29 protein-coding genes are annotated in these 25,243 nt (G+C 72.2%); 19 read left to right on the top strand and 10 right to left on the bottom strand.

The window, feature by feature from the left end:
* Positions 1–247: 247 nt before the first annotated feature.
* From AB5J51_RS17755 to AB5J51_RS17745, 3 genes are all read right to left on the bottom strand, one after another.
* Positions 248–919, bottom strand: a complete 672-nt coding sequence (locus AB5J51_RS17755; RefSeq protein WP_078987842.1) for a response regulator transcription factor — start codon at positions 917–919, stop codon at positions 248–250.
* A gap of 165 nt (positions 920–1,084) precedes the next feature.
* Entirely contained in the window at positions 1,085–2,368 is a 1,284-nt protein-coding gene (locus AB5J51_RS17750) for a sensor histidine kinase (protein ID WP_369778061.1), read from the bottom strand.
* A 362-nt stretch (positions 2,369–2,730) separates the two neighbouring features.
* On the bottom strand, positions 2,731–3,975 hold the full coding sequence (locus AB5J51_RS17745) for a sensor histidine kinase (protein ID WP_369778060.1): 1,245 nt from the start codon (positions 3,973–3,975) through the stop codon (positions 2,731–2,733).
* A gap of 147 nt (positions 3,976–4,122) precedes the next feature.
* Here AB5J51_RS17745 and AB5J51_RS17740 point away from each other — a divergent pair, with 147 nt between their 5' ends.
* From AB5J51_RS17740 to AB5J51_RS17675, 14 genes are all read left to right on the top strand, one after another.
* On the top strand, positions 4,123–4,530 hold the full coding sequence (locus AB5J51_RS17740; RefSeq protein WP_369778059.1) for an NADH-quinone oxidoreductase subunit A: 408 nt from the start codon (positions 4,123–4,125) through the stop codon (positions 4,528–4,530).
* A complete protein-coding gene (locus tag AB5J51_RS17735) occupies positions 4,521–5,123 on the top strand; it encodes an NADH-quinone oxidoreductase subunit B (RefSeq protein ID WP_053788712.1) in 603 nt (200 codons plus the stop codon). Before AB5J51_RS17740 ends, AB5J51_RS17735 begins: the two co-directional genes overlap by 10 nt.
* A complete protein-coding gene (locus AB5J51_RS17730) occupies positions 5,120–6,403 on the top strand; it encodes an NADH-quinone oxidoreductase subunit C (protein WP_369778058.1) in 1,284 nt (427 codons plus the stop codon). The genes AB5J51_RS17735 and AB5J51_RS17730 overlap by 4 nt, the downstream gene beginning before the upstream one ends.
* A complete protein-coding gene (locus AB5J51_RS17725) occupies positions 6,400–7,359 on the top strand; it encodes a complex I subunit 1 family protein (protein ID WP_136225713.1) in 960 nt (319 codons plus the stop codon). The genes AB5J51_RS17730 and AB5J51_RS17725 overlap by 4 nt, the downstream gene beginning before the upstream one ends.
* Entirely contained in the window at positions 7,359–7,964 is a 606-nt protein-coding gene (locus AB5J51_RS17720; protein WP_053788710.1) for an NADH-quinone oxidoreductase subunit I, read from the top strand. Before AB5J51_RS17725 ends, AB5J51_RS17720 begins: the two co-directional genes overlap by 1 nt.
* Entirely contained in the window at positions 7,961–8,560 is a 600-nt protein-coding gene (locus tag AB5J51_RS17715) for an NADH-quinone oxidoreductase subunit J (RefSeq protein WP_133897200.1), read from the top strand. The genes AB5J51_RS17720 and AB5J51_RS17715 overlap by 4 nt, the downstream gene beginning before the upstream one ends.
* Positions 8,560–8,907, top strand: coding sequence for an NADH-quinone oxidoreductase subunit NuoK (nuoK, locus tag AB5J51_RS17710; protein ID WP_030298116.1), 348 nt, complete (start codon positions 8,560–8,562; stop codon positions 8,905–8,907). Before AB5J51_RS17715 ends, nuoK begins: the two co-directional genes overlap by 1 nt.
* Positions 8,904–10,904: an NADH-quinone oxidoreductase subunit L gene (locus AB5J51_RS17705; protein WP_369778057.1), complete on the top strand. Its 2,001-nt coding sequence runs from the start codon at positions 8,904–8,906 to the stop codon at positions 10,902–10,904. The genes nuoK and AB5J51_RS17705 overlap by 4 nt, the downstream gene beginning before the upstream one ends.
* 38 nt (positions 10,905–10,942) lie before the next feature.
* Positions 10,943–12,508 (top strand): NuoM family protein, encoded by a 1,566-nt coding sequence (locus AB5J51_RS17700; protein WP_053788707.1) that lies wholly within the window; start codon positions 10,943–10,945, stop codon positions 12,506–12,508.
* Positions 12,505–14,052 (top strand): NADH-quinone oxidoreductase subunit N, encoded by a 1,548-nt coding sequence (locus AB5J51_RS17695; protein WP_136225714.1) that lies wholly within the window; start codon positions 12,505–12,507, stop codon positions 14,050–14,052. Before AB5J51_RS17700 ends, AB5J51_RS17695 begins: the two co-directional genes overlap by 4 nt.
* Positions 14,053–14,322: 270 nt before the next feature.
* Entirely contained in the window at positions 14,323–15,186 is an 864-nt protein-coding gene (gene htpX, locus AB5J51_RS17690) for a zinc metalloprotease HtpX (protein ID WP_030298125.1), read from the top strand.
* Complete coding sequence (locus tag AB5J51_RS17685; protein WP_053788704.1) at positions 15,183–15,575, top strand: YccF domain-containing protein; 393 nt, start codon at positions 15,183–15,185, stop codon at positions 15,573–15,575. Before htpX ends, AB5J51_RS17685 begins: the two co-directional genes overlap by 4 nt.
* 83 nt (positions 15,576–15,658) lie before the next feature.
* Positions 15,659–16,594, top strand: a complete 936-nt coding sequence (locus AB5J51_RS17680) for a glycosyltransferase family 2 protein (protein ID WP_369780271.1) — start codon at positions 15,659–15,661, stop codon at positions 16,592–16,594.
* A 99-nt stretch (positions 16,595–16,693) separates the two neighbouring features.
* Positions 16,694–17,218, top strand: coding sequence for an SMI1/KNR4 family protein (locus AB5J51_RS17675; protein WP_053788703.1), 525 nt, complete (start codon positions 16,694–16,696; stop codon positions 17,216–17,218).
* On the opposite strand, the gene AB5J51_RS17670 is transcribed toward AB5J51_RS17675, so the two are convergent.
* Together AB5J51_RS17670 and AB5J51_RS17665 are read right to left on the bottom strand one after the other, a co-directional pair.
* Complete coding sequence (locus tag AB5J51_RS17670; protein ID WP_136225715.1) at positions 17,202–18,449, bottom strand: APC family permease; 1,248 nt, start codon at positions 18,447–18,449, stop codon at positions 17,202–17,204. The two genes, AB5J51_RS17675 and AB5J51_RS17670, sit on opposite strands and share 17 nt — an antisense overlap.
* Before the next feature lie 18 nt (positions 18,450–18,467).
* Complete coding sequence (locus tag AB5J51_RS17665; RefSeq protein WP_369778056.1) at positions 18,468–19,895, bottom strand: SulP family inorganic anion transporter; 1,428 nt, start codon at positions 19,893–19,895, stop codon at positions 18,468–18,470.
* A gap of 465 nt (positions 19,896–20,360) precedes the next feature.
* On the opposite strand from AB5J51_RS17665, the gene AB5J51_RS17660 reads away from it, so the two are divergent.
* Genes AB5J51_RS17660 through AB5J51_RS17640 form a run of 5 tightly spaced genes read left to right on the top strand, consistent with a single transcriptional unit; the run spans position 20,361 to position 21,947 of the window.
* Entirely contained in the window at positions 20,361–20,636 is a 276-nt protein-coding gene (locus tag AB5J51_RS17660; RefSeq protein ID WP_369778055.1) for a hypothetical protein, read from the top strand.
* Positions 20,633–20,989: a hypothetical protein gene (locus AB5J51_RS17655; RefSeq protein WP_369778054.1), complete on the top strand. Its 357-nt coding sequence runs from the start codon at positions 20,633–20,635 to the stop codon at positions 20,987–20,989. Before AB5J51_RS17660 ends, AB5J51_RS17655 begins: the two co-directional genes overlap by 4 nt.
* Positions 20,986–21,261, top strand: a complete 276-nt coding sequence (locus AB5J51_RS17650; protein ID WP_369778053.1) for a hypothetical protein — start codon at positions 20,986–20,988, stop codon at positions 21,259–21,261. The genes AB5J51_RS17655 and AB5J51_RS17650 overlap by 4 nt, the downstream gene beginning before the upstream one ends.
* 2 nt (positions 21,262–21,263) lie before the next feature.
* Positions 21,264–21,422 carry a hypothetical protein gene (locus AB5J51_RS17645; RefSeq protein WP_369778052.1) on the top strand — a complete coding sequence of 53 codons (159 nt, stop codon included), beginning with the start codon at positions 21,264–21,266 and terminating at the stop codon, positions 21,420–21,422.
* 9 nt (positions 21,423–21,431) lie between these two features.
* Positions 21,432–21,947: a hypothetical protein gene (locus tag AB5J51_RS17640; RefSeq protein ID WP_369778051.1), complete on the top strand. Its 516-nt coding sequence runs from the start codon at positions 21,432–21,434 to the stop codon at positions 21,945–21,947.
* A gap of 740 nt (positions 21,948–22,687) precedes the next feature.
* Here the strand turns inward: AB5J51_RS17640 and AB5J51_RS17635 are convergent.
* The 5 genes from AB5J51_RS17635 to AB5J51_RS17615 form a co-directional block, all read right to left on the bottom strand.
* Complete coding sequence (locus tag AB5J51_RS17635; protein ID WP_369778050.1) at positions 22,688–23,065, bottom strand: hypothetical protein; 378 nt, start codon at positions 23,063–23,065, stop codon at positions 22,688–22,690.
* A gap of 85 nt (positions 23,066–23,150) precedes the next feature.
* Positions 23,151–23,993, bottom strand: a complete 843-nt coding sequence (locus tag AB5J51_RS17630) for a helix-turn-helix domain-containing protein (RefSeq protein ID WP_369778049.1) — start codon at positions 23,991–23,993, stop codon at positions 23,151–23,153.
* Complete coding sequence (locus tag AB5J51_RS17625) at positions 23,990–24,514, bottom strand: DUF6879 family protein (RefSeq protein ID WP_369778048.1); 525 nt, start codon at positions 24,512–24,514, stop codon at positions 23,990–23,992. The genes AB5J51_RS17630 and AB5J51_RS17625 overlap by 4 nt, the downstream gene beginning before the upstream one ends.
* Before the next feature lie 2 nt (positions 24,515–24,516).
* Positions 24,517–24,720: a hypothetical protein gene (locus AB5J51_RS17620; protein ID WP_369778047.1), complete on the bottom strand. Its 204-nt coding sequence runs from the start codon at positions 24,718–24,720 to the stop codon at positions 24,517–24,519.
* Positions 24,721–24,868: 148 nt separating this feature from the next.
* Entirely contained in the window at positions 24,869–25,231 is a 363-nt protein-coding gene (locus AB5J51_RS17615; protein ID WP_369778046.1) for a hypothetical protein, read from the bottom strand.
* Positions 25,232–25,243: the final 12 nt, after the last annotated feature.

Here is a 25,243-nt window from a genome sequence, read left to right as displayed (position 1 = left end):
CCAAGGTCAACCCTACGTCGGTAGGAGTGGCCTCCTCGGGGGACGCTCGTATTCTGGACCGTCGTCTGCGGCGGTCTGTCGAGAGAATTCCGCGGGATTCCGCGGAATTCCGAGAGATTCCGAGATTGCGTGCCGTGCAGAAATAGTGCGAGCTCCCTGCGGCCAGGTGCGGTACCGCCGTACCTGACAGAGTGTCAGTTGATCAAGGTTTTGATCAATGCCCGGGATTTCGATCAGGGGCGTCCGATCAAGACCGCAGGTAGGTGAGGACGGCCAGGACCCGCCGGTGGTCCCCGTCGCTCGGGGACAGTCCGAGCTTCATGAAGATGTTGCTGACGTGCTTCTCGACCGCTCCGTCGCTGACCACGAGCTGCTTGGCCACCGCCGAATTGGTCCGGCCCTCGGCCATCAGGCCCAGCACCTCGCGCTCGCGCGGGGTCAGCCCCGCCAGCACGTCCTGCTTCCGGCTGCGCCCGAGCAGCTGGGCGACCACCTCCGGGTCCAGGGCGGTCCCGCCCCGGGCCACGCGTACGACGGCGTCCAGGAATTCCCGTACGTCGGCCACGCGGTCCTTGAGCAGGTACCCCACTCCGGTACTGGAACCGGCCAGCAGTTCGGTGGCGTACTGCTCCTCCACGTACTGCGACAGCACGAGCACGCCGACCCCGGGATGCTCCCGGCGCAGCCGTACGGCGGCCCGTACGCCTTCGTCGGTGTGCGTCGGCGGCATCCGTACGTCGGCCACCACCACGTCCGGCAACGCGTCCTCGGCCGCCAGCTCCGCCACCGTCTTGATCAGGGCTTCCGCGTCCCCGACGCCCGCTACGACGTCATGCCCCCGGTCGGTCAGCAGCCGGGTCAGGCCCTCACGCAGCAGCACTGAATCCTCGGCGATGACCACCCGTACGCTGTCTTCCACGATCCAGCAGCTCCCGCGTTCACACGTTCCCCGATGTCCCTGACTCAGCCAAGCATCCCAGCCTCGAGGACGGATGTAGGCGAGACCGGATCAACGCGTGGCCGCGGGAAGCCGAAGCCGTGGAGCCGGAAGGTTTGTCCGGGATCCACCCGGGGTGTTCGGGATCTACCGGGTGCGCCAGGGGAGCTCGGCGGTGACGGTGGTGCCGCTGCCGGCCGGCGAATCCACGACCAGCACCCCGTCCACGGCGTCCAGCCGCTCGGCGAGCCCCGCCAGCCCGGTGCCCGTTCCCTCGGTGCTCGCGCCGCCGCGCCCGTCGTCCGCGACCTGGATCAGCAGCCGGTCCCCGGACTTCCACACGTCCACACCCGCGGTACGGGCCCCGGAGTGCTTGCCGACGTTCTGCAGCAGCTCCGAGACGGTGAAGTACGCGATCCCCTCGACGGCGGAGGCCGGCCGGTCCGGCAGATCCACGGAGACCCGCACCGGCACCGCGCACCGGGAGGCCACGGAGGAGAGGGCCGCGTCCAGTCCGCGGTCGGTCAGCACGGCCGGGTGGATCCCGCGGGCCAGGTCACGCAGCTCCTGGAGCGCGATCTTCACCTCGCCGTGCGCCTCGTCCACCATCCGGGCGGCGGCGCGGGGATCCTCGGCGAGCTTCTCCTTGGCCAGCCCCAGGTCCATGGCCAGCGCCACCAGGCGGGCCTGCGCGCCGTCGTGCAGGTCCCGCTCGATGCGCCGCAGGTCGGCGGCGGCGGTGTCGACCACGACCCCGCGGTCCGACTCGAGCTCCGTGACGCGGTGGTCGAGGCGCGACGGCCCGAGCAGCCCGCCGACGAGCACGCGGTCGACGGTGGTCAGGGCCCGCACCACCCAGGGCGTGACCAGGGTGAACCCGAGCCCCGTCAGACAGGTCAGGGCGATCTCGGCGGGGGAGTCGAGGTAGAAGCTGTAATCGTCGTTCTGGAAGAGCTGCAGGCCCGGCTGGTCGGTGTAGGCCGGGAAGACCCAGAACCAGACCGGGTACAGCAGGAAGGCCCATCCGTACGCCCAGAACACCAGTGCCAGGGTGAAGGCGAAGATCGCCCACGGGAGGTGGATCACCGAGTACAGCGCGTGCCGCCAGGCGCTGCCGCTCTTGAGCATCGCGCCCATGGCGGCGAGCGGACCCCGCTTCTCGGCCCGGACGGGCGCGGGCTCGGCGATGTCGACCCCGAGCAGGCCGCGCACCCGGGCCCGCTCGACCCTCCCGAACCCGCGGCACATGGCGAGCACCCCGGCGAGGACCGGGACCCCGAGGAAGGTGACGAGCAGCCCGGCGCCGAGGCTGACGCCGGTGATCGCGAGCGAGAAGTACAGCAAGCTCAGCGGCAGCCCGAGCATCAGGTACCCGAACTCCCGCCATGTCCGCCCCTCGACCGGAGCCCGCAGCACCCCACCGATCCGCATGATCCCGACCCACCCTTTCGCCTGCCCGACAACCCACCCCACCCTCCCGCCCACCCGGCCCCCCGATCCATCGGGCAGGTAGGCGTCCCGGCAGGGGGGATAACCCCACCACCCCGATCCCCAGCCCCGCCGGCGTTTGAGGCGCGGGGGTTCGGGGGCGCAGACCCCGGGGCTTTCCGGGGGCTGGGGCGCAGCCCCAGGGAACGGTGGAAGGGTGGGTAGGGGACAGCCCCGCAGGGACCGGCCGCCCTCCGCCGGACCCGGACCCGGACCCGGACCCGGACCCGGACGACGGGACCCCCGCCCCACGCCGGACGGGAGTCCCGATCACACGGCCCGCAGCCCAGCCCCGAGCCCCTGCATCAGCCGCGCCCGCGCCACGGCAGCTCCGCCGTCACCACCGTCCCCTCCCCCTCGGGGGAGTCGACGACGAACACCCCGTCCACGGCCCGCAGCCGCTCCGCCAGCCCCGCCAGCCCCGACCCCCCCACCGCATCGGCCCCGCCCCGCCCGTCATCCGACACCCGGATCAAAAGCCGCGCCCCGGCGGCGGCCCCGGCGACCCCGGACGCTCGGCCGCCCGCGGCGCCCGCCGCGGCCCCGGCGGCCGTCCGCCACACCTCCACACTCGCGCCCCGCGCCCCCGCATGCTTGCTCACGTTCTGCAGCAGCTCCGACACCGTGAAGTACGCGATCCCCTCGATCGCGGCCGCAGGCCGCTCCGGCAGATCCACCGCCACCTTCACCGGCACCACGCACCGCGAAGCCACCGACGACAGCGCCGCATCCAGCCCCCGGTCGGTCAGCACCGCCGGGTGGATCCCCCGCGCCAGATCCCGCAGCTCCTGCAGCGCCAGCTTCACTTCCCCGTGCGCCTCGTCCACCATCGCCGCCGCCCCCTCGGGATCCTCCAGCAGCTTCTCCTTGGCCAGGCCCAGCCCCATCGCCAGCGCCACCAGCCGCGCCTGCGCGCCGTCGTGCAGATCCCGCTCGATGCGCCGCAGGTCGGCCGCCGCCGTGTCGACGACCACGCCCCTGTCGGACTCCAGCTCCGCGATGCGCCGCTCCAGCTCGTCCGAGGGCGAGAGCAGCCCTCGTACCATCAGCCGGTCCACGTTCGTCAGCCAGCGCGTCACGTACGGCAGCACCGGCCACAGCACCAGCAGCCCGGCCAGCGCCACCCCGAAGGTCAGCACCCCCCACGGCAGCCGCACCAGCTCGTACAGCACGGTCCGCCAGGCCACCGGGTCCTTCACGCCCGCCCACAGCCAGGGGAAGAACCCGCCGGCCCGCCGCGGCCCCGGCAGCGCAGTCGGCTCCTCCACCCGTACCCCGAGCAGCGCGCGCGCCCGCCACCGCTCCAGCCGTCCCAGCTGGCGAGACACGAGCAGACCGGCCGCGAGCAGCGGAAGTCCGATCGCGGTCACGGACAGCCCGCCCGCGGTCGCCACCATGGCCACGGTGTAGACGAAACCGACGAGTGCGAGCGGAAGATTGCTCAACAGATGGACGGTCTCCTTCCACGCCACGGCCCCCAGAGCCGGGCGTACGGGAGGAGGCCGGTCGTTGTCGGGAGCCTGGTGGGAGACTTGAATGCGCGCGGTCATGCGCCCCAGCCTGCCAATATCGCCCCGCGGGTGCCATGGGGCAGCCGGGCCGCAGTAAACGGGGGATAACCCCACCCTGTGTGAACCAGGCCCTAGACTCCCGTCCGTACCAGATCGTCGACAGTGGCCAAGGAGCGAGGAACGGACGTGCCCGACCCAACGGTATCGACCGTAATCGTGCTCGCAGCGGACTATTTCCGGAGTTATTCGGTCGTCGGCCTGCTGGCCGTCCTCGGTGTGCTCTTCGTGGCCGTCGCGTTCGGTGCGGGCCGCCTGCTGAGACCGGTCGTCCCGACCCCCGAGAAGCTGCTGACGTACGAGTGCGGTGTGGACCCCGTCGGCGAGGGCTGGGCGCACACCCAGGTCCGCTACTACGTCTACTCGTTCCTCTACGTCATCTTCGCCGTCGACTCGATCTTCCTCTTCCCGTGGGCGACGGTGTTCGCCGCCGCCGGTTACGGCGCCACGACGCTCGTGGAGATGTTCGTCTTCCTGGGCTTCCTGGCCGTCGGCCTGCTCTACGCGTACAAGAAGGGCGTCCTCGAATGGACGTGACACCGGCCGTGACACCGGCCGAGCCCCAGCTGCTCCCGGAGCCCAAGCGCCTGGGAGTCCTCTCCCGCCTCGCCCCGGAGCCCATGAAGGTGGTCCTGAACTGGGGCCGCCGCTACAGCCTGTGGGTCTTCAACTTCGGCCTCGCCTGCTGCGCGATCGAGTTCATCGCCGCGTCGATGGCCCGGCACGACTTCATCCGGCTCGGCGTCATCCCCTTCGCGCCCGGCCCGCGCCAGGCGGACCTGATGATCGTCTCGGGCACGGTGACGGACAAGATGGCCCCGGCCGTGAAGCGGCTGTACGAGCAGATGCCGGAGCCGAAGTACGTCATCTCCTTCGGCGCCTGTTCCAACTGCGGCGGGCCGTACTGGGACTCGTACGCGGTGACGAAGGGCGTCGACCAGATCATCCCCGTCGACGTCTACGTCCCCGGCTGCCCGCCCCGCCCGGAGGCGCTGCTGCAGGGCATCCTCAAGCTCCAGGAGAAGATCGCTCGGGAGTCGCTCGCGGACCGCTACGCGGCGGGGCCGTCGGTCGCGCAGCTCACCAGCGGCCTGGTCACGCCGCCGCCCGCACCGGGGGCCGGCGCATGAACCTCTACGACTCCCTCCCCGACGCGGCCGCGACGGTCTTCGGCGCGGAGGCCGTCGCCTCGTCCGAGTACGAGGTGCTGACGGTCGACGTGCCGGTCGGCAGCTGGATCCCGTCGCTGGAGATCGCCCGGGACAAGCTGGGCTGCACCTACTTCGACTGGCTGAGCGCGGTGGACGAGCCGGGCACCGGCTTCCGGATCTGCGCGCACGTCGTGTCCCTGGAAAACCGCCGGGTACGCCGTCTCCTCCTCCGTACGACGGTCCCGCACTCCGCTCCGTCCCTCCCCTCCGCGGTCGCGATCTACGCGGGTGCGGAATGGCACGAGCGCGAGACGTACGAGATGTTCGGCGTGGTCTTCACGGACCACCCGCACCTCGCCCACCTCCTCCTCCCGGAGAACTTCGAGGGGCACCCGCTGCGCAAGGACTTCGTCCTGGCCGCGCGCGTCGCGAAGGCCTGGCCGGGCGCCAAGGAGCCGGGCGAGGCGCACGACCCCGACGCCCCGAAGCGCCGCCAGATGCTCCCGCCGGGTGTCCCGGACCCCAACGACTGGGGCCCGCTCAAGGGCCAGCTCCCGCCGGCCCCCACCCGCCCGGCCCGCACCGCCCGCGCCCCCCGCGAGGGCGCCCCGGCCCGCCGCCCCCGCCCGGGCACGGACGCCCCGGCGACCCCGCCGACGGAGGCCGCAGCAGCGCCTGGAGCCGCCGCGGTCGAGCCCCCGCGCCCGGCCCGCCGCACCCGCACCGCCTCGGACGGCTCGGCGAGCCAGGCCGTCCCGCCGGCGGAAGCCGCAGCGACGCCGGCCGCGCCGGGAGAGGACGCGCCGGCAGAGGACGCGCCGCAGGGCGACGCCGCTCCGCGTCCGGCCCGCCGTGCCCGTTCGGCAGCCGACGGTTCGGCGAGCCAGGCGGCCACCGGGCGCACGGTGGCGCCGGGCAGGCGGCCGGCCCCCCGCAGCACGGACGCCCCCTGGCACAACCCCCAGCCCGCCTTCGCGGACCAGGACCAGGACTCGGCGCCGGCGCCGGCACCGGAACCGGGACCCAAGCCCGGCTCCGCACCCGCGGCCGACCCGGGCCCCCAGGCCGAGCCGAAGTCCACGCCGAAGGCCGACACCGGGCCCGAGGCCGAGCCGAAGGCACCCGCCCCCGGCACGGCCGCCCCCGGCACAGCCGAAGGGGACACGGCCGACACCGGCACAGCCGACCCCGGCGCGGAGTCCGAGGCCGGGACCGGCCACACCCCCGAATCCGAATCCGAAAACGGAGGCGACGCGTGAATGACCTCCTCGACGTCGCCCTGCGACTCATCGTCGTCTTCGCCGTCTTCCTCGTGCTCCCGCTCGTCGTCGGGCAGACCGAGCACAAGGTGATGGCGCACATGCAGGGCCGCCTCGGCCCCATGTACGCCGGCGGTTTTCACGGCTGGGCCCAGCTCGTCGCCGACGGCGTGAAGTTCGCGCAGAAGGAAGACGTCGTCCCGGCAGGCGCCGACCGCCGCATCTTCCAGCTCGCCCCCGCCGTCGCCCTGCTCCCGTACCTCCTCGTCCTCATCGCCGTCCCCATCGGCCCGGGCGAAGGCGCGGTCGGCCAGGTCATCGACGCCGGGGTGTTCTTCGTACTCGCCGTCATGGGCGTCGGCGTCCTCGGCAGCCTGATGGCCGGCTGGGCCTCCGCCAACAAGTTCTCCCTGCTCGGAGGCCTGCGCACCGCCGCGCAGCTCCTCGCGTACGAGCTCCCCATGCTGCTCGCCGCCGCGTCCGTCGCCATGGCCGCCGGGACCGTGTCCCTCCCCGGCATCGTCCACGCCTTCCAGTGGTGGTGGCTGCCCTGGCAGATCACCGGCGCGCTCGTCTTCTTCATCGCCGGCCTCGCCGAACTCCAGCGTCCCCCCTTCGACATGCCCGTCGCCGACTCCGAGATCATCTTCGGCGCGTACACCGAGTACACCGGCCTGCGCTTCGCGCTGTTCCTGCTCGCCGAGTACGCCGGCATCGTCGTCCTCTGCGCCCTCACCACCGTCCTGTTCCTCGGCGGCTGGCACGGGCCCGTCGCCGACGGCTGGGTCTGGACCCTCCTCAAGACCGCGGTCCTCGCCTTCGTCGTGATCTGGCTCCGCGTCACCTACCCGCGGCTGCGCGAGGACCAGCTCCAGAAGCTCGCCTGGACCACACTCATCCCGCTCGCGCTCGCCCAGATCGCGCTCACCGGCATCGTGAAGGTGGCGATCCAGTAATGCCCATCCCCGGATCCGGCCTCGCCAAGGGCCTCGCCGTCACCCTGCGCACGATGACGAAGCGCGCGCACACCGCCCAGTACCCCGAGGTGCAGCCCGAGCTCCCGCCCCGCACCCGCGGGGTCATCGGACTGTTCGAGGAGAACTGCACGGTCTGCATGCTGTGCGCCCGCGAGTGCCCCGACTGGTGCATCTACATCGACTCCCACAAGGAGACGGTCCCGGCCGCCGCCCCCGGCGGCCGCGAGCGCAGCCGCAACGTCCTCGACCGGTTCGCCATCGACTTCTCCCTCTGCATGTACTGCGGCATCTGCATCGAGGTGTGCCCCTTCGACGCCCTCTTCTGGTCGCCGGAGTTCGAGTACGCGGAGACGGACATCCTCGAACTCACCCACGAGCGCGACAAGCTGCGCGAGTGGATGTGGACGGTCCCGGCGCCGCCCGCCCTGGACCCGGCCGCCGAGGAGCCCAAGGAGATCGCCGCCGCCCGCAAGGCTGTGGAGAAGGCCGAGGCCGCCGCCGCGGCAGCCGCCGCTGCCGCCGAGCCGGCCGCCCCCGCCGCGCCCGACACCGATGCCCCGAACACCCCGGAGGGAGACGCGTGACCCCCGCAGCCACCGCCCTGGCCGCCGCGGCAACGGGCAACGGGTTCCTCTCCCCGACCGGCGTCGAGATCGCCTTCGTCCTCGTCGGCCTCGCCACCCTCGGCGCGGCCGCGATCACGGTCACCACCAAGCAGCTCGTGCACGCCGCCCTCTGGCTGGTCGTCGCGCTCGGCGGGATCGCCGTCGAGTACCTGCTGCTGACCGCCGAGTTCATCGCCTGGGTCCAGGTCCTGATCTATCTCGGTTCCGTGGTCGTCCTCCTCCTCTTCGGGCTGATGCTCACCAAGGCACCCATCGGCCGCTCCCCGGACGCCGACTCGAACAACCGCCGGGTCGCCCTCGGCGTCGCCCTCGTCGCGGCCGCCGCGCTCGTCTGGGTCGTCGTCGACGCGTTCCGCACCACCTGGATCGATCTCGACGGCCCCGCCCAGGGTTCCACCGAAGTGACCGGCACGATGCTCTTCCAGCACTGGGTACTGCCCTTCGAAGCCCTCTCCGTCCTCCTCCTCGCGGCCCTGATCGGCGCCATCGTGCTCTCCCGCAGGGACGCCGCCGCCAGTGGACCCGACGACAAGACGAAGGGGCAGCAGCGCTGATGCACCTCGCCTATCCCGCCGTGCTCGCGGCGCTCCTCTTCTGCACGGGCCTGTACGGAGTGCTCGCCCGCCGCAACGCCATCCTGGTCCTGATGTCCGTCGAGCTGATGCTCAACGCCGTCAACCTCAACCTGGTGGCCTTCGACGTCTGGCTGCGCGACACCCTCCACGCCGGCCAGGCCCTCACCCTCTTCACGATCGCCATCGCCGCCGCCGAGATCGGCATCGGCCTCGCGATCGTGCTGATGGTGTACCGAAACCGCGGCACCTCGGACGTCGACCGGCTGCGCGACACCGCCGAGGGCCACGAGCCCGCCCCGAACAACCAGAGCGAGGTCACCGCGTGAGCACCACGACCCTCGCGGTCCTCGTCCCGCTCCTGCCCTTCCTGGGCGCGGTGGCGGGACTGCTGTTCGGCCGCAGCGCCCCCGGGTTCGTCCGGCCCCTCGCGGTACTGCCGGCGCTGGCCGCGGCCGTGCTGGCCGTGGTCGTCGCCGTCCGCCAGGGCGGCGGCAAGCCGATCGTCGCCTCGACGGAGCTGACCCCGACCGGCTCGGTGCCGATCGACCTCGCGCTCTACCTGGACGGCTTCGCCGTCCTGGTCGCCGTGCTGGTCGGCGTCGTCGCCACCTGCGTACAGCTCTACTCGACGGCGTACCTCCGCGAGGACCCGCGCTACCCGTCGTATGCCGCTCTGGTGTCACTGTTCACCTCCGCCATGCTGCTCGTCGTCTACTCCGGCGACCTGATGGTGCTGCTGGTCGGCTGGGAGATCATGGGCATCTGCTCGTACTTCCTCGTCGGCCACTACTGGGAGACCGAGGCGGCCCGCTCCGCCTCCCTCAAGGCCTTCCTCGTCACCAAGCTCGGCGACGTCCCCTTCCTGATCGGCCTGTTCGCGCTCGCCGCCGACGCCGGCTCCTTCCAGATCACCAAGGTCCTGGGCACCGTCGCCGCGGGCGGTCTCGACCACCCGACGCTGATCGCGCTCCTCCTGCTCGCCGGCGTCGCGGGCAAGTCCGCGCAGTTCCCGCTGCACACCTGGCTTCCGGACGCCATGGCGGGCCCCACCCCGGTCTCCGCGCTGATCCACGCCGCGACGATGGTCGCCGCCGGTATCTACTTCGTCGCCCGTCTCCTCCCGGTCTTCGCGGCCTCGCAGGCCGCACTGGTGGTCATGGCCGTCATGGCGGCCGTCACGATGGTCGGTTCCGGGCTCGCCGCCCTGGCCCAGGACGACATCAAGCGCGTGCTCGCCTACTCCACGGTCGGCCAGCTCGGCTACATGCTCGGTGCCCTGGCCGTCGGCGACCGCGGCGCCGCCATCTTCCACCTCCTCTCCCACGGCGCCTTCAAGGCGCTCCTGTTCCTCGGAGCGGGCGTGATCATCCACGCCGCCGGCACGAACTCCCTGGCCGCCATGTCCCGGATGGACGGCCTGGCCAAGCGCATCCCCGACGCCTTCTGGACCATGACGATCGCGCTGCTCGCGCTCGCCGCGATCCCGCCCTTCGCCGGCTTCTTCTCCAAGGAAGCCGTCCTCGTCGCCGCCGAGCACACCGCCGGCGGCCACTCGGAGTTCGCCCCCAGCGCCGCCGGCTGGGTCGTCCTCGTCGCCGGTGTGCTGACCGCCCTGCTCACCGCCGCCTACGCCACCCGGCTGTGGCTGATGGCCTTCCGCGGCCGGGGCGCCGCCGCCCCCGACCACGGCAAGGAGCCCGTCGCCATGACCGGCGTGCTGTGGCTGCTCGCGATCCCGACGATCGGCTTCGGCCTCACCGCCGGACCGATCGCCGACTGGTTCGACGGCAACGCACTCACCCCGTCCCTGACCACCTCGGTCCTCGGCACGGGAGCCACCGCCGTCGGCGCGGTGCTGGCCTACGCCCTGTGGCAGCGGGCCACGGCCAAGGCCGCCGCCGTCGGCTACGGAGCCGGCGCATCGGCGTCCGCCGCCGCCGCGGAGTCGGCCGCCGAAACCCCCGAGGTCGCCGAGGTCACCCATGACCACCCCGCCGTCCCGGCCGGCGCAGCCCCCGACCCCGGCCGCGCGCTGCTCGGCCCGCTGCACCGCCACGCGGCCGACGGCTTCCACCTCGACGCCGTCTACGACCGGCTGTTCGTCCGCCCCGTCCGCGCCGCCGCGAGCCTCGTCCGCTTCCTCGACCGCGAGGTCGTGGACACGTACGTCCGCGGCGCCGGCGCCGGCCCCCGGCTGCTCGGCAGCCTCGTACGCCGGGCCCAGACCGGCAACGTGCAGAGCTACCTGAGCGCCCTGCTCGCCGGCGCCGTGGTCCTGGCGATCGCCACCGCCGTCCTCGCCAACGTCAACGCCGGATCGTGAGCCGTGAGTCAGCCGTGATTGATATCAGCCCGTCCGTGATGCAGTTCCTTCTGGCGTTCGTCGTGGCCGCACCGCTCCTCGGCGCCGCCGCGGCCCTCCTGCCGGCCCCGCCCGGCCTCAAGGGCAAGAGCCCCGAACAGGCCGTGCTGCGCCACGGCGTGACCGTGACGGGCGTGATCCTCGCCGCGGCCGTCGCCCTCGCTCTGGGCTTCGACCACGACGCCCCGGCCCGCTTCCAGGCGACCACGGACCTCAGCTGGATCCCGGCGCTGGACGTCCGCATCCACCTCGGCATCGACGGCATCTCGCTCCCCCTCCTCCTGATGACCGCGCTGCTGTTCTTCCTCTGCGCGCTCTACAGCTACTTCAAGCTCCCCGAAGGCCCGTCCCCCAAGGCCTTCGTCGCACTGCTCCTCGTCCTCGAGTCCGGCACCCTCGCGACCTTCGCCGTCCTCGACCTGCTGCTGTTCTTCCTCGCCTTCGAGATGGTCCTCATCCCGATGTACTTCCTCATCGCCCGCTGGGGCGGTGCTCAGCGGCAGGCCGCCGCCTGGAAGTTCATCCTCTACACCCTCCTCGGCTCCGTGGTCATGCTGCTCGGACTGCTGCTGATCGGGCTGAACAGCGGCACCTTCGACATGGTGGCCCTCGCCTCCGACAACGGCCGCGAACTGAGCCACACCACCCAGCTCCTGGCCGTCCTCGCCATCGGCCTCGGCCTCGCGGTGAAGACCCCGATGTGGCCGCTGCACAGCTGGCTGCCCGACGCCCACACCGCCGCGCCCACCGTGGGCTCCGTCCTGCTGGCCGGCGTACTGCTCAAGATGGGCACGTACGGGTTCGTGCGCATCCTGCTCCCCGTCACACCCGACGGCATGGCGACCTTCGCCCCCTACCTGGGCGCCTTCGCCGCCATCGGCATCGTCTACGGGTCCCTCGCCTGTCTCTCGCTCGCCCGCAAGGGCAACAAGGGCGACCTCAAGCGCCTCATCGCGTACTCCTCCGTCGGCCACATGGGCTTCGTCCTCCTCGGCATCGCCTCGATGACTCCCACCGGTGTGAACGGCGCGCTGTTCGCCAACATCGCGCACGGTCTGATCACCGGCCTTCTCTTCTTTCTTGTCGGTGCGCTCAAGGACCGTTACAAGACCGCCGATCTGGACACCCTCGCCGGAGCCACCGGGGCCGCCCTCTACGGCCGCGCCCCCCGCCTCGGCGCCCTCCTCGCCTTCGCCGCCGTCGCCTCCCTCGGCCTGCCCGGCCTCGCCGGCTTCTGGGGCGAGATGCTGGCCCTGTTCGGCGCGTTCGACCCGGCGCAGGGCCTGTCCCGGCCCGCCTTCCTCACCTACATGGCCTTCGGCGCGTTCGGCACCCTGCTCACCGCCGCCTACCTGCTGATCGTCGTACGACGCGTCTGCATGGGCGACCCCAAGGCCCTGCCCGAGCCCGCGCCCGCGCTCGAACTCGCGGACATCCAGCGCTACGAGTTCGCCGCCTGGACCCCGCTCGCGGCCCTCACCGTCCTCGCCGGCCTGTGGCCCGCTGTCCTCCTCGGCCTCACCGACCCGGCCGTCCAGAAGCTCCTCGCAGGAGGCAACGCATGACGGCCCTGTCCGCCCTGACCGCCGCCACGGCCCCGGCCGCCGAGACCGCGAGCGTCGTCCAGAGCATCGACTGGCTCGCGATCACCCCCGTGGTGCTCCCCGCCGCCGTCGCCCTGGTCGTCCTGGTCGCCGACCTCTTCGTACCGGAACGGCTCAAGCCGCTGCTCGGCTGGCTCTCCGTCGCCGGCCTCGCCGCCGCGACCGTCACCCTGCTGCCGCTGCGCGCCGGCGACCGCGCCACCTTCTGCCTCTCCACCGACCCCGGTGCGTGCAGCTACACCGCCGACCACTTCACGCTCGTCATCCAGTTCCTGGTGCTGACCGGCGCCCTGGTCACCGCGCTGCTGTCGGTCACCGCCGTCCGCGACGCGCGCATGCCCGCCGGCGAGTACTGGTTCCTGCTGCTGTCCTCCGCCGCCGGCGCCGCCCTGCTGCCCGCCTCCCGCGACCTCGCCACCCTGATCGTCGCCCTCGAAGTCGCCTCGCTGCCCGCCTTCGCCCTCGTCGGCATGCGCCGCGGCGACCGCCTCTCCTCCGAGGCCGCCCTCAAGTTCTTCCTCTCCTCCGTCACCGCCACCGCCGTCTCGCTGCTGGGCGTCAGCTTCGTCTACGCCGCCACCGGCTCCCTGCACCTCACCCAGGTCGCCGACCGCCTCGAGGACGTCCCCGGGCAGCTCGACACCCTCGCCATGGCCGGCGTCGCGCTCACCCTCGTCGGCTTCGCCTTCAAGACCGCGGCCGTCCCCTTCCACTTCTGGGTCCCGGACACCTACGTCGGCGCGCCGCTGCCCATCGCGGGCTACCTCTCCGTGATCGGCAAGGCCGTCGGCTTCACCGGCCTCATCCTCGTCACGGTGATCGCCTTCCCTGCGTACTCCGACATCTGGGGCCCGGCCCTCGCCGTCCTCGCCGCTCTCACCATGACGCTCGGCAACGCCGCCGCCCTGCGCCAGCGCGCGGACCGGCCGGGCAGCGCCGTCCGGCTGCTCGCCTGGTCCTCGGTCGGCCAGGCCGGCTACCTGCTGGTCCCGATCGCGGCCGCCGCGTACTCCGATCGCGACCAGATCGGCTCCACCGTCGCGTACGCCCTCATGTACGCCGCCGTGAACCTCGGCGCCTTCGCCGTGGCCGCACTGGTCGCCCGCACCAAGCCGCTGCACCGGATCAGCGACTACCGCGGCCTGTACGCGGAGCGCCCCGCCGCCGCCCTCGCGCTGGCCTTCTTCCTGCTCTGCCTGGCCGGCCTGCCGCCGGGCCTCATCGGCCTCTTCGCCAAGGTCACCGTCTTCCGCTCCGCGGTCGACGCGGGCCTGGGATGGCTGGCCGTGGTCATGGCCGTCAACGTCGTCATCGCCCTGTACTACTACCTGCGCTGGACCGCGCTGCTCTTCCGCGCCCCCGAGGGCGCCGCCGAGACCGTTCGTGCGAAGGCCCCGTGGCCGGTCACCGCCGCGATCGCGATCACGGCCGTCACCGCCGTGGTGCTCTCGGGCGCCCCGCAGCTCGTCCTGCGCTTCGCCGCGGGCAGCCTGTTCCCGCAGTAGCCCGCTCCGGCAGACCCGTACGACGGCCCTGTACGCCGGCCCCGTGCGCCGGCTCGCGCGCGGGTCCGGACGTACGCCGTGACCCGTACGGAGCAACGCCCGCCGCCGCACCGCCGCCCCGGACACCGGGGCGGCCGCCCCGGCACGCCCTGGGAACCAGAAGCCCTCACCTCGCGTTGAGCGAGAAGGGAGGGTCCACTGGACCGTAGACCCGCAGATCCGCAGATCCCGGACGGGGGTCCCCCTGCCGCACCATTTGGAGGGCGTACCGTGCACCGCCGGCACAACGGGCTGAAGACCGCCGTACTCCTCGGCGGGCTGTCCGCACTCATCATCGTCATCGGGAGCTTCTTCGGGCGCGGCGGGCTGATCATCGCCGTCCTCGTCGCCCTCGGGACGAATGCGTACGCGTACTGGAACAGCGACAAGCTGGCTCTACGCGCGATGCGCGCCCGCCCCGTCAGCGAGTTCGAGGCCCCCCAGCTCTACCGCATGGTGCGCGAGCTCTCCACCTCCGCGCGCCAGCCCATGCCACGGCTCTACATCTCTCCGACCGAGGCGCCGAACGCCTTCGCCACCGGCCGCAATCCGCGCAACGCCGCGGTCTGCTGCACCGAAGGCATCCTGCGCATACTCGACGAGCGCGAGCTGCGCGGGGTGATCGGCCACGAGCTGAGCCACGTCTACAACCGCGACATCCTGATCTCGTCCGTCGCCGGAGCCCTCGCCTCCGTCATCATGTTCCTGGTGAACTTCGCCTGGCTGATCCCGATCGGCCGTTCGAACGACGACGAGGGGCCCGGCATCCTCGGCATGCTGCTGATCATGATCCTGGGCCCGCTGGCCGCGTCCGTGATCCAGCTGGCCATCAGCCGTTCGCGCGAGTACGAGGCCGACGCGTCCGGTGCCCAGCTCACCGGCGACCCGCTCGCCCTGGCCAGCGCCCTGCGCAAGCTGGACGCCGGCGTCAAGCAGCTCCCGCTGCCCCCCGAGCCCAGGCTGGAGACCGCGAGCCACATGATGATCGCCAATCCGTTCCGCCCGGGCCAGGGCCTTTCTAAGATGTTCTCCACGCATCCACCGATGGCCGAGCGCATCGCCCGGCTCGAACAGATGGCAGGCCGTAGTCAGTGAAGACCATCCTCAACATCATTTGGCTCGTCCTGAGCGGCATCTGGCTGTTCCTGGGCTACTGCCTCGCGGGCGTGCTCCTGTGCATCACCATCATCGGCATCCCGTTCGGCATCGCGGCCTTCCGCATCGCGGTGTACGCCCTCTGGCCCTTCGGCTACACCACGGTCGAGCGCCGGGACGCGGGCGCGGCGTCCTGCATCGGCAACGTCCTGTGGCTGGTCCTGGCTGGCTGGTGGCTGGCCCTCAGCCACATCGTCACCGGCATCGCCCTGTGCGTCACGATCATCGGCATCCCGTTCGGCATCGCCAACTTCAAGATGGTCCCGCTCGCCCTGCTGCCGCTGGGCCGCGAGATCGTCCCGACCGACGCGCCGTTCGCCTCCCGGTAGACGGCAGGGTGGCCAGGGAACACGGACAGGGAGAACCAGTGTCGGCTGCACGCACGGCCACGACCCTGTCGGTCATCGTGCCGATGTACAACGAGGAGGAGGCCCTCCCCGCCCTGGTGAGCCGGCTGCGGCCGGTGCTCGACGGCACAGCGGTCACGTACGAGGTCCTCGCGGTCGACGACGGCAGCACCGACCGGACCTCCGAACTCCTCGAGAAGTTCCGTACGGACTGGCCCGAGCTCCGCATCGTCCGGCTGCGCGGCAATTCCGGCCACCAGGCCGCCCTGCGCGCCGGGCTGCACAGCTCGGTCGGGGCGTACGTGGCCAGCATCGACGCCGATCTCCAGGATCCGCCGGAGAAAGTACCGGAGATGCTGGACCTGGCCCGGTCCGAGAACCTCGACATCGTCTACGGCGTCCGCTCCGACCGCAGCACCGACACCGGCTTCAAGCGCCGTACCGCCGCCGCCTATTACTGGCTGATGCGCCGCATGGTCGGCAAGCAGGTGCCCGCGCAGGCCGGGGACTTCCGGCTGCTCAGCCGCGAGGCCGTGGAGGCCCTCAAGGCCCTGCCCGACCAGCAGCAGGTCTACAGGCTGCTGGTGCCCTGGCTCGGTTTCCCGAGCGGGCAGGTCACGTACCGCCGGGCCGAGCGGGTGGCGGGCGAGACCAAGTACCCGCTGAGCAAGATGATCCGCCTCGCCGTGGACGGCATCACCAACTTCTCGGCCGCCCCGCTGCGGCTCGCGACCTGGCTCGGCGTCATCAGCTTCGTCACCTGCCTCGTGATGATCGCCTGGACGCTGGCGGTGTTCCTGCTCGGCAAGACCGTGCCCGGCTGGACCTCGCTGTTCGTCGGCATGCTCTTCCTCGGCGGTGTGCAGCTGATCTGCGTCGGGCTGCTCGGCGAGTACATCGGCCGGATCTACACCGCCGTACAGCGCCGGCCCACGTACTTCATCGGGTACGACTCGGCGCGCGACGACGTCGGCAAGGGGCCGCAGGAGCCCGGGAACTGACGGTGGATCCGGCATCCGCAGGCGGCTCGCCCGGAGGTCCGTTCCGGGGCGAGGGCGCAGGTCAGGGCGATTGTCAGTGGCATGGGTCACCATGAATGCATGGACGAGACCGAGCAGTTGCTGGAGCAAGTCGCCACCCGCGCGCAGGATGCTGCGGACGGGCAGGGCAGGCCCCTGCCGGCGCCGCTGGACGCCGAGGAGCCGGCCCGGGCCGCGCTCATACTCGGCTTCGAGCTGCCGCCGCTGCTCGCCGGGCTCTACACCCGCGTCGGGGACGGCGGGTTCGGCCCGGAGTGCGGGCTGCTGCCCCTGAAGGACGGTGTCGCCACCTACCGGGCGATGCGCGGATCCGGATGGAAATGGCCCGGCGGGGTGCTGCCGATCGCCCACTGGGGCTGCGGCATGTACGTCTGCGTCGACTGCAGCTCGGAGACCGCCCAGGTGCTGCTGTTCGACCCGAACCTGGGGGATCCGGACCTCGCCTGGTTCATGGACACCCCGAGCCTCGCCGACTGGCTGCGCGGCTGGCTCGACGGCACCGCCTGGTACTGCGAGGACTCCGCGGCGGGCGAGGAGTACGACCTGGACCTGGCGCCCTGGGCCGAGTTCAGATCCCGCGTGTGAGCCGCCTGCGCAGGCCGTAGGCCAGCGCGCCCGCGGCCAGCACGGCACCCCCCGCGACCGCCGACGCGAGGGGCAGCGCACAGGCCAGCACGACACAGCCGGACAGCCCGACCGCTGCCACGGCCCGGCCTTTGACAGCTGAATCGAGAGTCCAAGCGGAAGCGTTCGCGATCGCGTAGTAGGCCAGCACTCCGAACGAGGAGAAACCGATCGCGCCCCGCAGATCGGTGGTCGCCGCGAGCACCGCGACCACCGCACCGACGGCGAGCTCAGCATGGTGCGGCACCTGATGGCGTGGATGGACGGCCGCCAGCGCGCGGGGGAGATGGCCGTCCCGGGCCATCGCCAGGGTGGTCCGCGACACCCCGAGCACCAGGGCCAGCAGCGAGCCCAGCGCCGCCAGGGCGGCACCCACCCGGACCACGGGGGTCATTCCGGGCTGCCCGGCCGCCCGTACCGCGTCCGCCAGCGGAGCCGTCGAAGCCGCCAGGGCGTCGGCGCCCAGCACCGACAGCGCTGCCACCGCCACCGCGGCGTACACGAGCAGGGCGATCCCCAGAGCGAGGGGCACCGCCCGCGGGATCGTGCGCTCCGGATCACGCACCTCCTCGCCCAGGGTGGTGATCCGGGCGTATCCCGCAAAGGCGAAGAACAGCAGTCCGGCCGCCTGGAGCAGGCCGCCGGCGCCGCCCCCGGCCAGACCGCCGAGCCGTCCCGCGTCGGCCGCGCCGGAGGTCAGGCACACCACCACGACCCCGGCCAGCACGGCCAGTACCACCGCCACGATCACCCGCGCGATCCGGGCGGACTTCTGCAGACCCCCGTAGCTCGCGGCGGTCAGCGCCACCACCGCGGCGACGGCCACGGCATGCTGCTGCCCGGGCCACACATAGGCCCCCACGGTGAGGGCCATCGCGGCACACGAGGCGGTCTTGCCGATGACGAAGCCCCAGCCGGCCAGATATCCCCAGAACGGGCCGAGCCGTTCCCGCCCGTACACGTAGGTCCCGCCGGAGGCCGGATACCGGGCGGCCAGCCGCGCCGAGGAGTGCGCGTTGCAGTAGGCGATCAAGGCCGCCACCGCGAGGGCGGCGAGCAGCGCGCCGCCCGCGGGACCCGCCGCGGCTGCCGCCGGGGCGAGCGCGGCGAAGATGCCGGCCCCGACCATCGCCCCGAGCCCGACGACCACCGCGTCGAAGACTCCCAGCGACCGTTTCAACTCGTTGTCCACGGGCGGAGGGTAGCCGCCCTAGATGACGCCTTCCCGGCCGGCCAGCGGGGCGCGGTTCTGCTCCCACCCGTGGAGGGCGGTCAAGCAGGCGTGGTCCAGGTGGCGCAGCCCGCTCAGGTCGAGGCGTACGGGCTGTCCGGCGGGCAGTGCGTCCAGCGCGTCGAGCAGCTTCGGCAGCCGCAGGAAGCTGGCGCTCCCCATGACCTGGACGCGCAGCTCCCCGCCCTCCCACACCTCCTCGATGTGCACGTGGGAGGTCTCCCAGGCCGCTTTGACCACGGCCAGGCCCAGCCCGACCAGCACTCCTTCGAAGAGGTTGGTGGCCACGACCGCGGAGGCCGTCGCCACCAGCACCACCGCCTCGCCCCGGTGCGTCTGCCACAGGCCGGCGACGGCCCGGGCCGGCAGCAGCTTCCATCCGGCGTGCAGCAGTACCCCGGCCAGCGCGGCGAGCGGCACCACTTCGAGCAGCTGGGGGAGCGCGACGGCGAACAGCAGCAGCCAGCCGCCGTGCATGATGCGGGACGCCCGGGTGCGGGCCCCTGCCTCCACGTTGGCGGCGCTGCGCACGATCACGGCGGTCATCGGCAGCGCCCCGAGCAGTCCGCAGACGGTGTTGCCGACGCCCTGGGCCATGAGCTCCCGGTCGTAGTGGGTCCGGGTCCCCTCGCGCATCCGGTCCACGGCCGCCGCGCTGAACAGGGTCTCGGCGGAGGCGATCAGAGCCAGGGCGATCACGGTTCCGAGGGCCCCGCCGGAGGCCAGCAGCCCGAAGTCCCCCCAGCCGGGCGTGGCCACGGCCTCCAGGACCCCGGCCACCGTCACCTTCTCGACGGGCAGCTGCAGCAGCGTCGACACGGCGGTGGCGGCTGCCACCCCGACGAGCGCGCCCGGTACGAGCCGCAGCCGGGCGGGCATCCGGCGCCAGGCCACGAGGACGGCGATGGTCCCGGCCCCGAGTGCCACGGCGGACCAGTCGGCCTGCCCGGCCAGCCTCGGCACCGCGGCCAGCTTCTCCAGGGTTCCGCCGGGGGCCGGTACGCCGCCCACGGCGTACAGCTGCCCCGCGATCAGCACGAGCCCGATCCCGGCCAGCATCCCGTGCACGACGGCGACGGAGATCGCCCGGAACCACCGCCCGAGCCGCAGCGCCCCCATGCCCAGCTGCAGCAGCCCGGCGGCCAGCACCAGGACCCCGAGCGCGCGGACACCGTGCGTGTGCACCGCCTCGTAGACGAGCACGGTGAGCCCGGCGGCCGGGCCGCTCACCTGGAGCGAACTTCCCCGGAACCACCCGGTGACCAGCCCGCCGACCACTCCGGTGATGATCCCCAGCTCGGCCGGCACACCGGAGGCGACGGCCACGCCCACACAGAGGGGCAGCGCGACGAGCGCCACGACGACGGACGCCCCGAAGTCTTCGCGAAACGTGTCGACCCCAGGCATCCGAGAACCTCCCCTGTCCCGCGGTGATGATGGCCACCACAGTGGTGGGCGCGCGCAGGGCTCCCCAAGTGCCCATCGGGGGCCGCTGAGGCGCATGCGCCGTGCACGCCGGGCTCGTGATCCGCACGCCCCCGGAAACGGCCGCGGCCCGGCGGTCCTGGAAGGACCGCCGGGCCGCCGGACGGCAGGTGGGGGACCGCGATCAGCGGTAGTTCACGTACTTACCGCCTGAATCGCTGACCTGCACTCGGCCTCGGAAAGGGGGTCTGACGTGCAGAAACTACTGACAGTGTTTGTCATCGTTTCTCAGTGTTATCCGTTGCGTTGTGCCCCCGATGTGCCCTGCCGGGTGCGCGGTCCGCCTGTCGCCCGTCCACACCCTGTGGACACGACGGCGCCGCCCGGTGTGTCACCACCGAACGGCGCCTTGATCCGAACTTCCTTCTGATCAAGGAGTCCAGACCCATGCATGACCGTACAGCCATGCCCGACGCGGGTGCCCGCGTCCTCCTCCTGGCCATCGCGGCCCGCCTCACCGCCGAGCGGCCCACCGAGCCCATGACGGACCGCACCCGCGAGGCCCTGGCCCTCACCTTCGCCACCCGCCGACACGGCTACGGAACCGCCCGCGCCGAGCAGGCCGAACAGCAGCTGCTCGAGTACGCCCCCGCGGTCGAGCGGGGGACCACCCGCGGCCGGTACGCCGAGGCCCTCCGCCAGGCCGCTGGCGGCGACCAGTGAGCGCGGCCCGCACCGTCACGGTGCCCACCCTCGACCACGGCCCCGTCACCCTGCCCGAACCGGATTGGTGCGCCGGCCACGTCGGGCAGCCGGTCGAGGTTCGGGCCGACCTGCACCACGCGGCGCCCCTAGACGTGCCGGATGGCCTCCTCGACCTTGTGGCCGAGCTCGTCGCGTTCCCGTACGGCGAGACCCCCGTGCCAGTGAGCGTCTACGTCGAGCTGGTCCCGGTCGCGGTGACGCTGGACCCGGATGGGCTGCGACGGTACGCCGCCGCGCTCGCGGCCCGGGCGACTCTGCTCCGCAGGCTTGCCGACCGGCTGACCGTGCTCCGGTCGGGGGGCGCGTGGTGAGCACCCCTCCGCAGGCCGGTAAGAGCCTGTCCGTCCGTGTCGACGAGACCCTGTCCGACGACCTCGCCACGATCATGCGGACCGGTATGACGGCGTCCGACGCGGTCCGCTACGCCGTCGCGTTCATGGCCTACGGCTACAGGTGGGTGTGGGAGTCCGGCCTCTACCCGGATGGCGTCCCACCTCGGCGTATGGCGGTCCGAGTGCCCTCGTACGACGGCCCCCCGGTGCCACCCGCCGGGCGTGTGACGGCCCTTCCCGAAGCGCGGTAGCCGTGCTGCCCACCGTGTTCTTCGCCGCGTCTGCGGCGGCCGGGTTCGTGGGGCTCTGCCTCGCGGGCCCGGCCCGCGCCCGCGACCTCTACGCCGCCCCCGCCCTCGGGACGTGCGCCTTCGTCGTTCTCCTCGCCGCGATCGCCGCGGCCCTCCTCTGAGGACCCCTCGTGAACCTTCCTACGTACGCCGTCGTCTCCCTCGGCGGCGTCACCGTCGGCCTGTCCCTCCTCGGCTGGGAGATCACCCGCTGGTGGCCCGGCGCCAAGCAGGCCGCCAAGCCCAAGCACCTGCTGAAGCTGCTCCCGTTCCTCCTGGTGTGGCTGTACGGGATGCTGCTGATCCTGTCCGCCGGCGGACTCCTCGGCGGCGGCGCCGACTGGTCCCTGTGGGGGTCCTCGGCCATCGGGAACGCGGCCTTGACGTACGGCGTCGGCGGCGGCACCCCGAACGTCACCCGCCACTCGAACCTCGTCCTCACCGACGGGGGACACGCGGTCGTCATCATCGCCACCGTGGTCCTGATCGCGGTCTGGACGAAGCGCCGCGGCTTCAACTGGATGATCGTGCGCGCCTTGATCTCCGGGATCAGCCTCGGCCTCGCGTCCGGCGTGGCCGGGGTCGCCGGGTACGTGCTGTCGCCGGTCGTCTCGGCCGCCGGTGACTACGTGGTCGGCCTGCTGTGAGGGGCAGCGAGCAGGCGGCCGCGGTCGGCCGGCGCCTGTGTCGCGGTACCGGGCTGCTCCTGGAGTCGCCCGCCCGCTGGTTCGACGTTCCTACTCTGGGCGCCCTGCTGGTCCGTATCGCGGCCCCCATCGTGGCGCTGTCGTTCTACGCCGCGGTGCTCGCCCGCGCTCCGCAGTTCATCTACGCGGTGCCCGTGCTGTGGCTGTGGGCGGCATGGCATGCGTCCGATTCGTCCGCCACTCCCCCACCGCTCTCCGAAACCCCTTCCGGCGACGTTTACGCAGGTCAGATCGTTCGCGTTGACCGAGTCGAGAGGGGCCCAGAAGGGGTTACGTGCACCGTTCATGTAGTGCGTGAGGAGGTGAACGGACCGTGATCCGTGCCCTGTTGACCCGCCTCACCGCCGAGTACTGCGAGGCCTGCGGCTGGTGGACCAAGCCCTTCTGCGGCTGCTGACCCCGGTTCTGCAACGAAGTGCATAAAGGCCCCCGAGGCATCGTCTCGGGGGCCTCCTGCTGCCCGGCCCAGCCGCCCCGCGCCGCCGCGGTCACGGACAGGCCGGGAGATCACTCCGGCCGCGCTCTGCGCACCGTCGGCTCGCCCGGCCGCCGGTTTGGGCAGTCGTCCGCGTGGACTACCGCGCCGCCCTCAGGGCCGCCGAGGGGTAGCGGCTCGGTGCCGCAGTGCGGGCACTCGCGAGGCTGCACGGTCCGTCGGCCGGCCCAGTAGATCGGCCCCCTCATGCTTGCCTCGGCGAGCAGGCGTAGAGGTCGAAGGGCAGACCGTACCCGTCCTGGTGGACGACAACGGTCTCCCGCCAGACGCGGGCGAGGTTCAGCTCCGTACCGCAGGTGACGCAGGCCCGTCCCTGGATCTGCTCCCAGGACAGTGCGTCCACGTGCGGCAGGGGCGCGTCCTGGCAGCGGGCGGGCATCGTGACGGTCAGGTCGCGCTGCTCCCGGCACGGCGCGCATGCGTACAGCGGCTTCGGGGGGCCGGAGTTGGATTCCCCCCACTGGACTACGAGCGCGGTTTCCGAGGGCCCGTCATGCCAGTTGCACCAGCCGCCGGCGAGGACGGGGAACTCCGCCGGGCTGGCCTTCTGCTCGATCGCCATGACCGCACGGTAGGAACGGGCGCCGGGCAGCGTCCGGCCGGTTGCGCCGGATTGCGCGGTGCCCGGCCGGGTTGGCGCCGGTTGCTCACGCGGGCGCAATCAGGTGTCGTGCGCGGGCAATCAGGCGGTGGGCCTGCGCCCCGTACGCGGCGGCCGTGTTCAGGCCGTCCCACACCCGGCCGTACAGGGCGAGGTCGTCGGCCGAGTCGTACGACAGCTCGGTGTTCACGGTCTCGACGATGACGCGCTCCTCATCGAAGATCCAGAACCCGTGTTTGGGGGTGAGCGGGAGCGGGGCGCCGAGCGGAACGATGCCGAGCTCGACGGTGCTCATGCCGATGAGGCCGACGAGCCGGTCGAGTTGGCCGGTCATGACGTGGCGGGGGCACACGAGGACATGGAGGGCGGCTTCCCAGACCAGGACGCGGAACAGCTTGCCCGGCTCGTACAGCACCTCCTGGCGGCGCATGCGGGCAGCGACAGCGGCCTCGATGTCGCGGGGCGACTGCATCAAGGTCGTGTTGGCCTCGATCAGGTGCCGCGCGTAGTCCGGGGTCTGGAACAGGCCCGGGATCACGGTGGCTTCGTAGCCGCGCATCGTCGCGGTGCGCTGGTACTCGACGACGTACCGGTCCTGGACCGGCCGGTGACCGGCGGCCAGCTGGCGGCGCCAAGAGCGCTGCTGGGACTCCAGGCCTTTCAGCCGGCTGCGCAGGTCCGCAGCCTGCTCGGGTACGCCTGCGGCGGTGGCCCATGCGTCGGTGTCGGCCTCGGTCGCGGTCTGCTTGCCGTTCTCCAGCCGGGACACCTTCGAGCGCTGCCAGCCGAGGCGGGCCGCGAAGTCCTTCCCGTTCACGCCGGCCTCGGCACGCAGTTCCCGAAGGCGCGCGCCGAGGGCCACGCGGCCGCTCTGAAAGTCCGTGCTCACACGGACGAACGTACCTGCGCCCACACCTCTGCTGAAGGCGTGGCGGCGGTCCAGGCCCGGTCTCGGGCCCGGCACGCGGCGAGGACCTCCCCGGGGTCGTCGACAACCTCGACGCCGGTCGTGACGTCCTGCTCGTCGATGTGGAAGCGGACCAGGGTCCGGGAGTCGAACAGCCAGAAGTCGTACTCCGGCAGCTCCAGCCGTACGGCCTCCGCGCGGGCCAGGACTCGCATGTCCTCGCCCGGATTCGCGGCGGCGGCCGCCATCAGGAACCGCTGCCCGTCCGTAGGCGGCTCGTCGATGATGCGCACCCTGGAGAAGCGGGCGCCCTGCTCGGCCTTCTCGCGGACGTTCACGTGCCACGGGTTGTCCGGCTCGGGCGTCGGCTCGACGCCGCGCAGGAACGCCTGGAAGCGGGCGCCGGCCCGGTCGGAGGCGTAGCCCCGGCGGGTCTCCAACCGGAACGCGGTGTGCTCGAACTCGGCGAACAGATGGGTGATCGCCTCGAAGGGGACCAGCACACTTACTCCTTAGGCGCGAAGCGGGTCAGCAGTTCGCGCGGGATCACGACGAACGTTTCGTGCTCGCCGACGTCGCGCAGCTGCGCCAGGTGCTCGGGGTCGGTGAGCTGGTCGCCCTGGACGACGATGTCGCCGGTCTCGACGACCTCGTACAGGGTGGGGCAGTTGCCGTACTCCGAGGTGGTGCCGATGAACCGCAGGGTCATGGTGGCGCTCCGTCCTGGCTCGTTGGGGCTCCAGGATGCTGGCCATGAGCGGCCGCCGGAGACCGATTGCACGAGATTGCTGCGATGCCGGAGACACGGCGGCGCCCGGCCCCCCGGTGCGGAAGGGGCCGGGCGCGGAGTGCAGCCGTCAGGCGGCTGCTGGTCCCGGAGGGTTGGCACGGATCAGTTGAGCAAGCCGCCTCGGGTCCGCGGCGCAATCCTCGGCGTGCCGCATCCCGTATTGGTTCGGGCTGACGACCTCCATTGACGCCCCGCACAGGCACCGGCCGTCAAGGCTGGCCAGCCTGAACCGCTGCATGGCCTCGCGCACGACCGGCGGGAAGTCCGGCCGCATGACCGGAAGGTGAAGGGTGGCGTAGCCCTTCTGCCAGACCTCCATACCTCCCTCGGTACGCACGTAGTGGGCCTCGGTCTGGATAAGGGCCTCAAGCGCGGCTGCGTGTTCCGCCCCGTGCCGAGCAGCCAGCCGGCGCGCTTCTCGTTCATCCATGTGCACTCTCCT

It is taken from the genome of Streptomyces sp. R33, assembly GCF_041200175.1.
Classification (GTDB): Bacteria; Actinomycetota; Actinomycetes; order Streptomycetales; family Streptomycetaceae; genus Streptomyces; species Streptomyces katrae_B.
This window is presented reverse-complemented; position numbering and strand designations above follow the sequence as displayed.

Coding starts and splice junctions, on each gene's coding strand:
- AB5J51_RS17750 (WP_369778061.1), bottom strand. CDS start 2,368: ATGCGGATCGGTGGGGTGCTGCGGGCTCCGGTCGAGGGGCGGACATGG.
- AB5J51_RS17745 (WP_369778060.1), bottom strand. CDS start 3,975: ATGACCGCGCGCATTCAAGTCTCCCACCAGGCTCCCGACAACGACCGG.
- AB5J51_RS17735 (WP_053788712.1), top strand. CDS start 4,521: ATGGACGTGACACCGGCCGTGACACCGGCCGAGCCCCAGCTGCTCCCG.
- AB5J51_RS17730 (WP_369778058.1), top strand. CDS start 5,120: ATGAACCTCTACGACTCCCTCCCCGACGCGGCCGCGACGGTCTTCGGC.
- AB5J51_RS17720 (WP_053788710.1), top strand. CDS start 7,359: ATGCCCATCCCCGGATCCGGCCTCGCCAAGGGCCTCGCCGTCACCCTG.
- nuoK (WP_030298116.1), top strand. CDS start 8,560: ATGCACCTCGCCTATCCCGCCGTGCTCGCGGCGCTCCTCTTCTGCACG.
- AB5J51_RS17700 (WP_053788707.1), top strand. CDS start 10,943: ATGCAGTTCCTTCTGGCGTTCGTCGTGGCCGCACCGCTCCTCGGCGCC.
- AB5J51_RS17695 (WP_136225714.1), top strand. CDS start 12,505: ATGACGGCCCTGTCCGCCCTGACCGCCGCCACGGCCCCGGCCGCCGAG.
- AB5J51_RS17680 (WP_369780271.1), top strand. CDS start 15,659: ATGTACAACGAGGAGGAGGCCCTCCCCGCCCTGGTGAGCCGGCTGCGG.
- AB5J51_RS17675 (WP_053788703.1), top strand. CDS start 16,694: ATGGACGAGACCGAGCAGTTGCTGGAGCAAGTCGCCACCCGCGCGCAG.
- AB5J51_RS17665 (WP_369778056.1), bottom strand. CDS start 19,895: ATGCCTGGGGTCGACACGTTTCGCGAAGACTTCGGGGCGTCCGTCGTC.
- AB5J51_RS17660 (WP_369778055.1), top strand. CDS start 20,361: ATGCATGACCGTACAGCCATGCCCGACGCGGGTGCCCGCGTCCTCCTC.
- AB5J51_RS17635 (WP_369778050.1), bottom strand. CDS start 23,065: ATGGCGATCGAGCAGAAGGCCAGCCCGGCGGAGTTCCCCGTCCTCGCC.
- AB5J51_RS17620 (WP_369778047.1), bottom strand. CDS start 24,720: ATGACCCTGCGGTTCATCGGCACCACCTCGGAGTACGGCAACTGCCCC.
- AB5J51_RS17615 (WP_369778046.1), bottom strand. CDS start 25,231: ATGGATGAACGAGAAGCGCGCCGGCTGGCTGCTCGGCACGGGGCGGAA.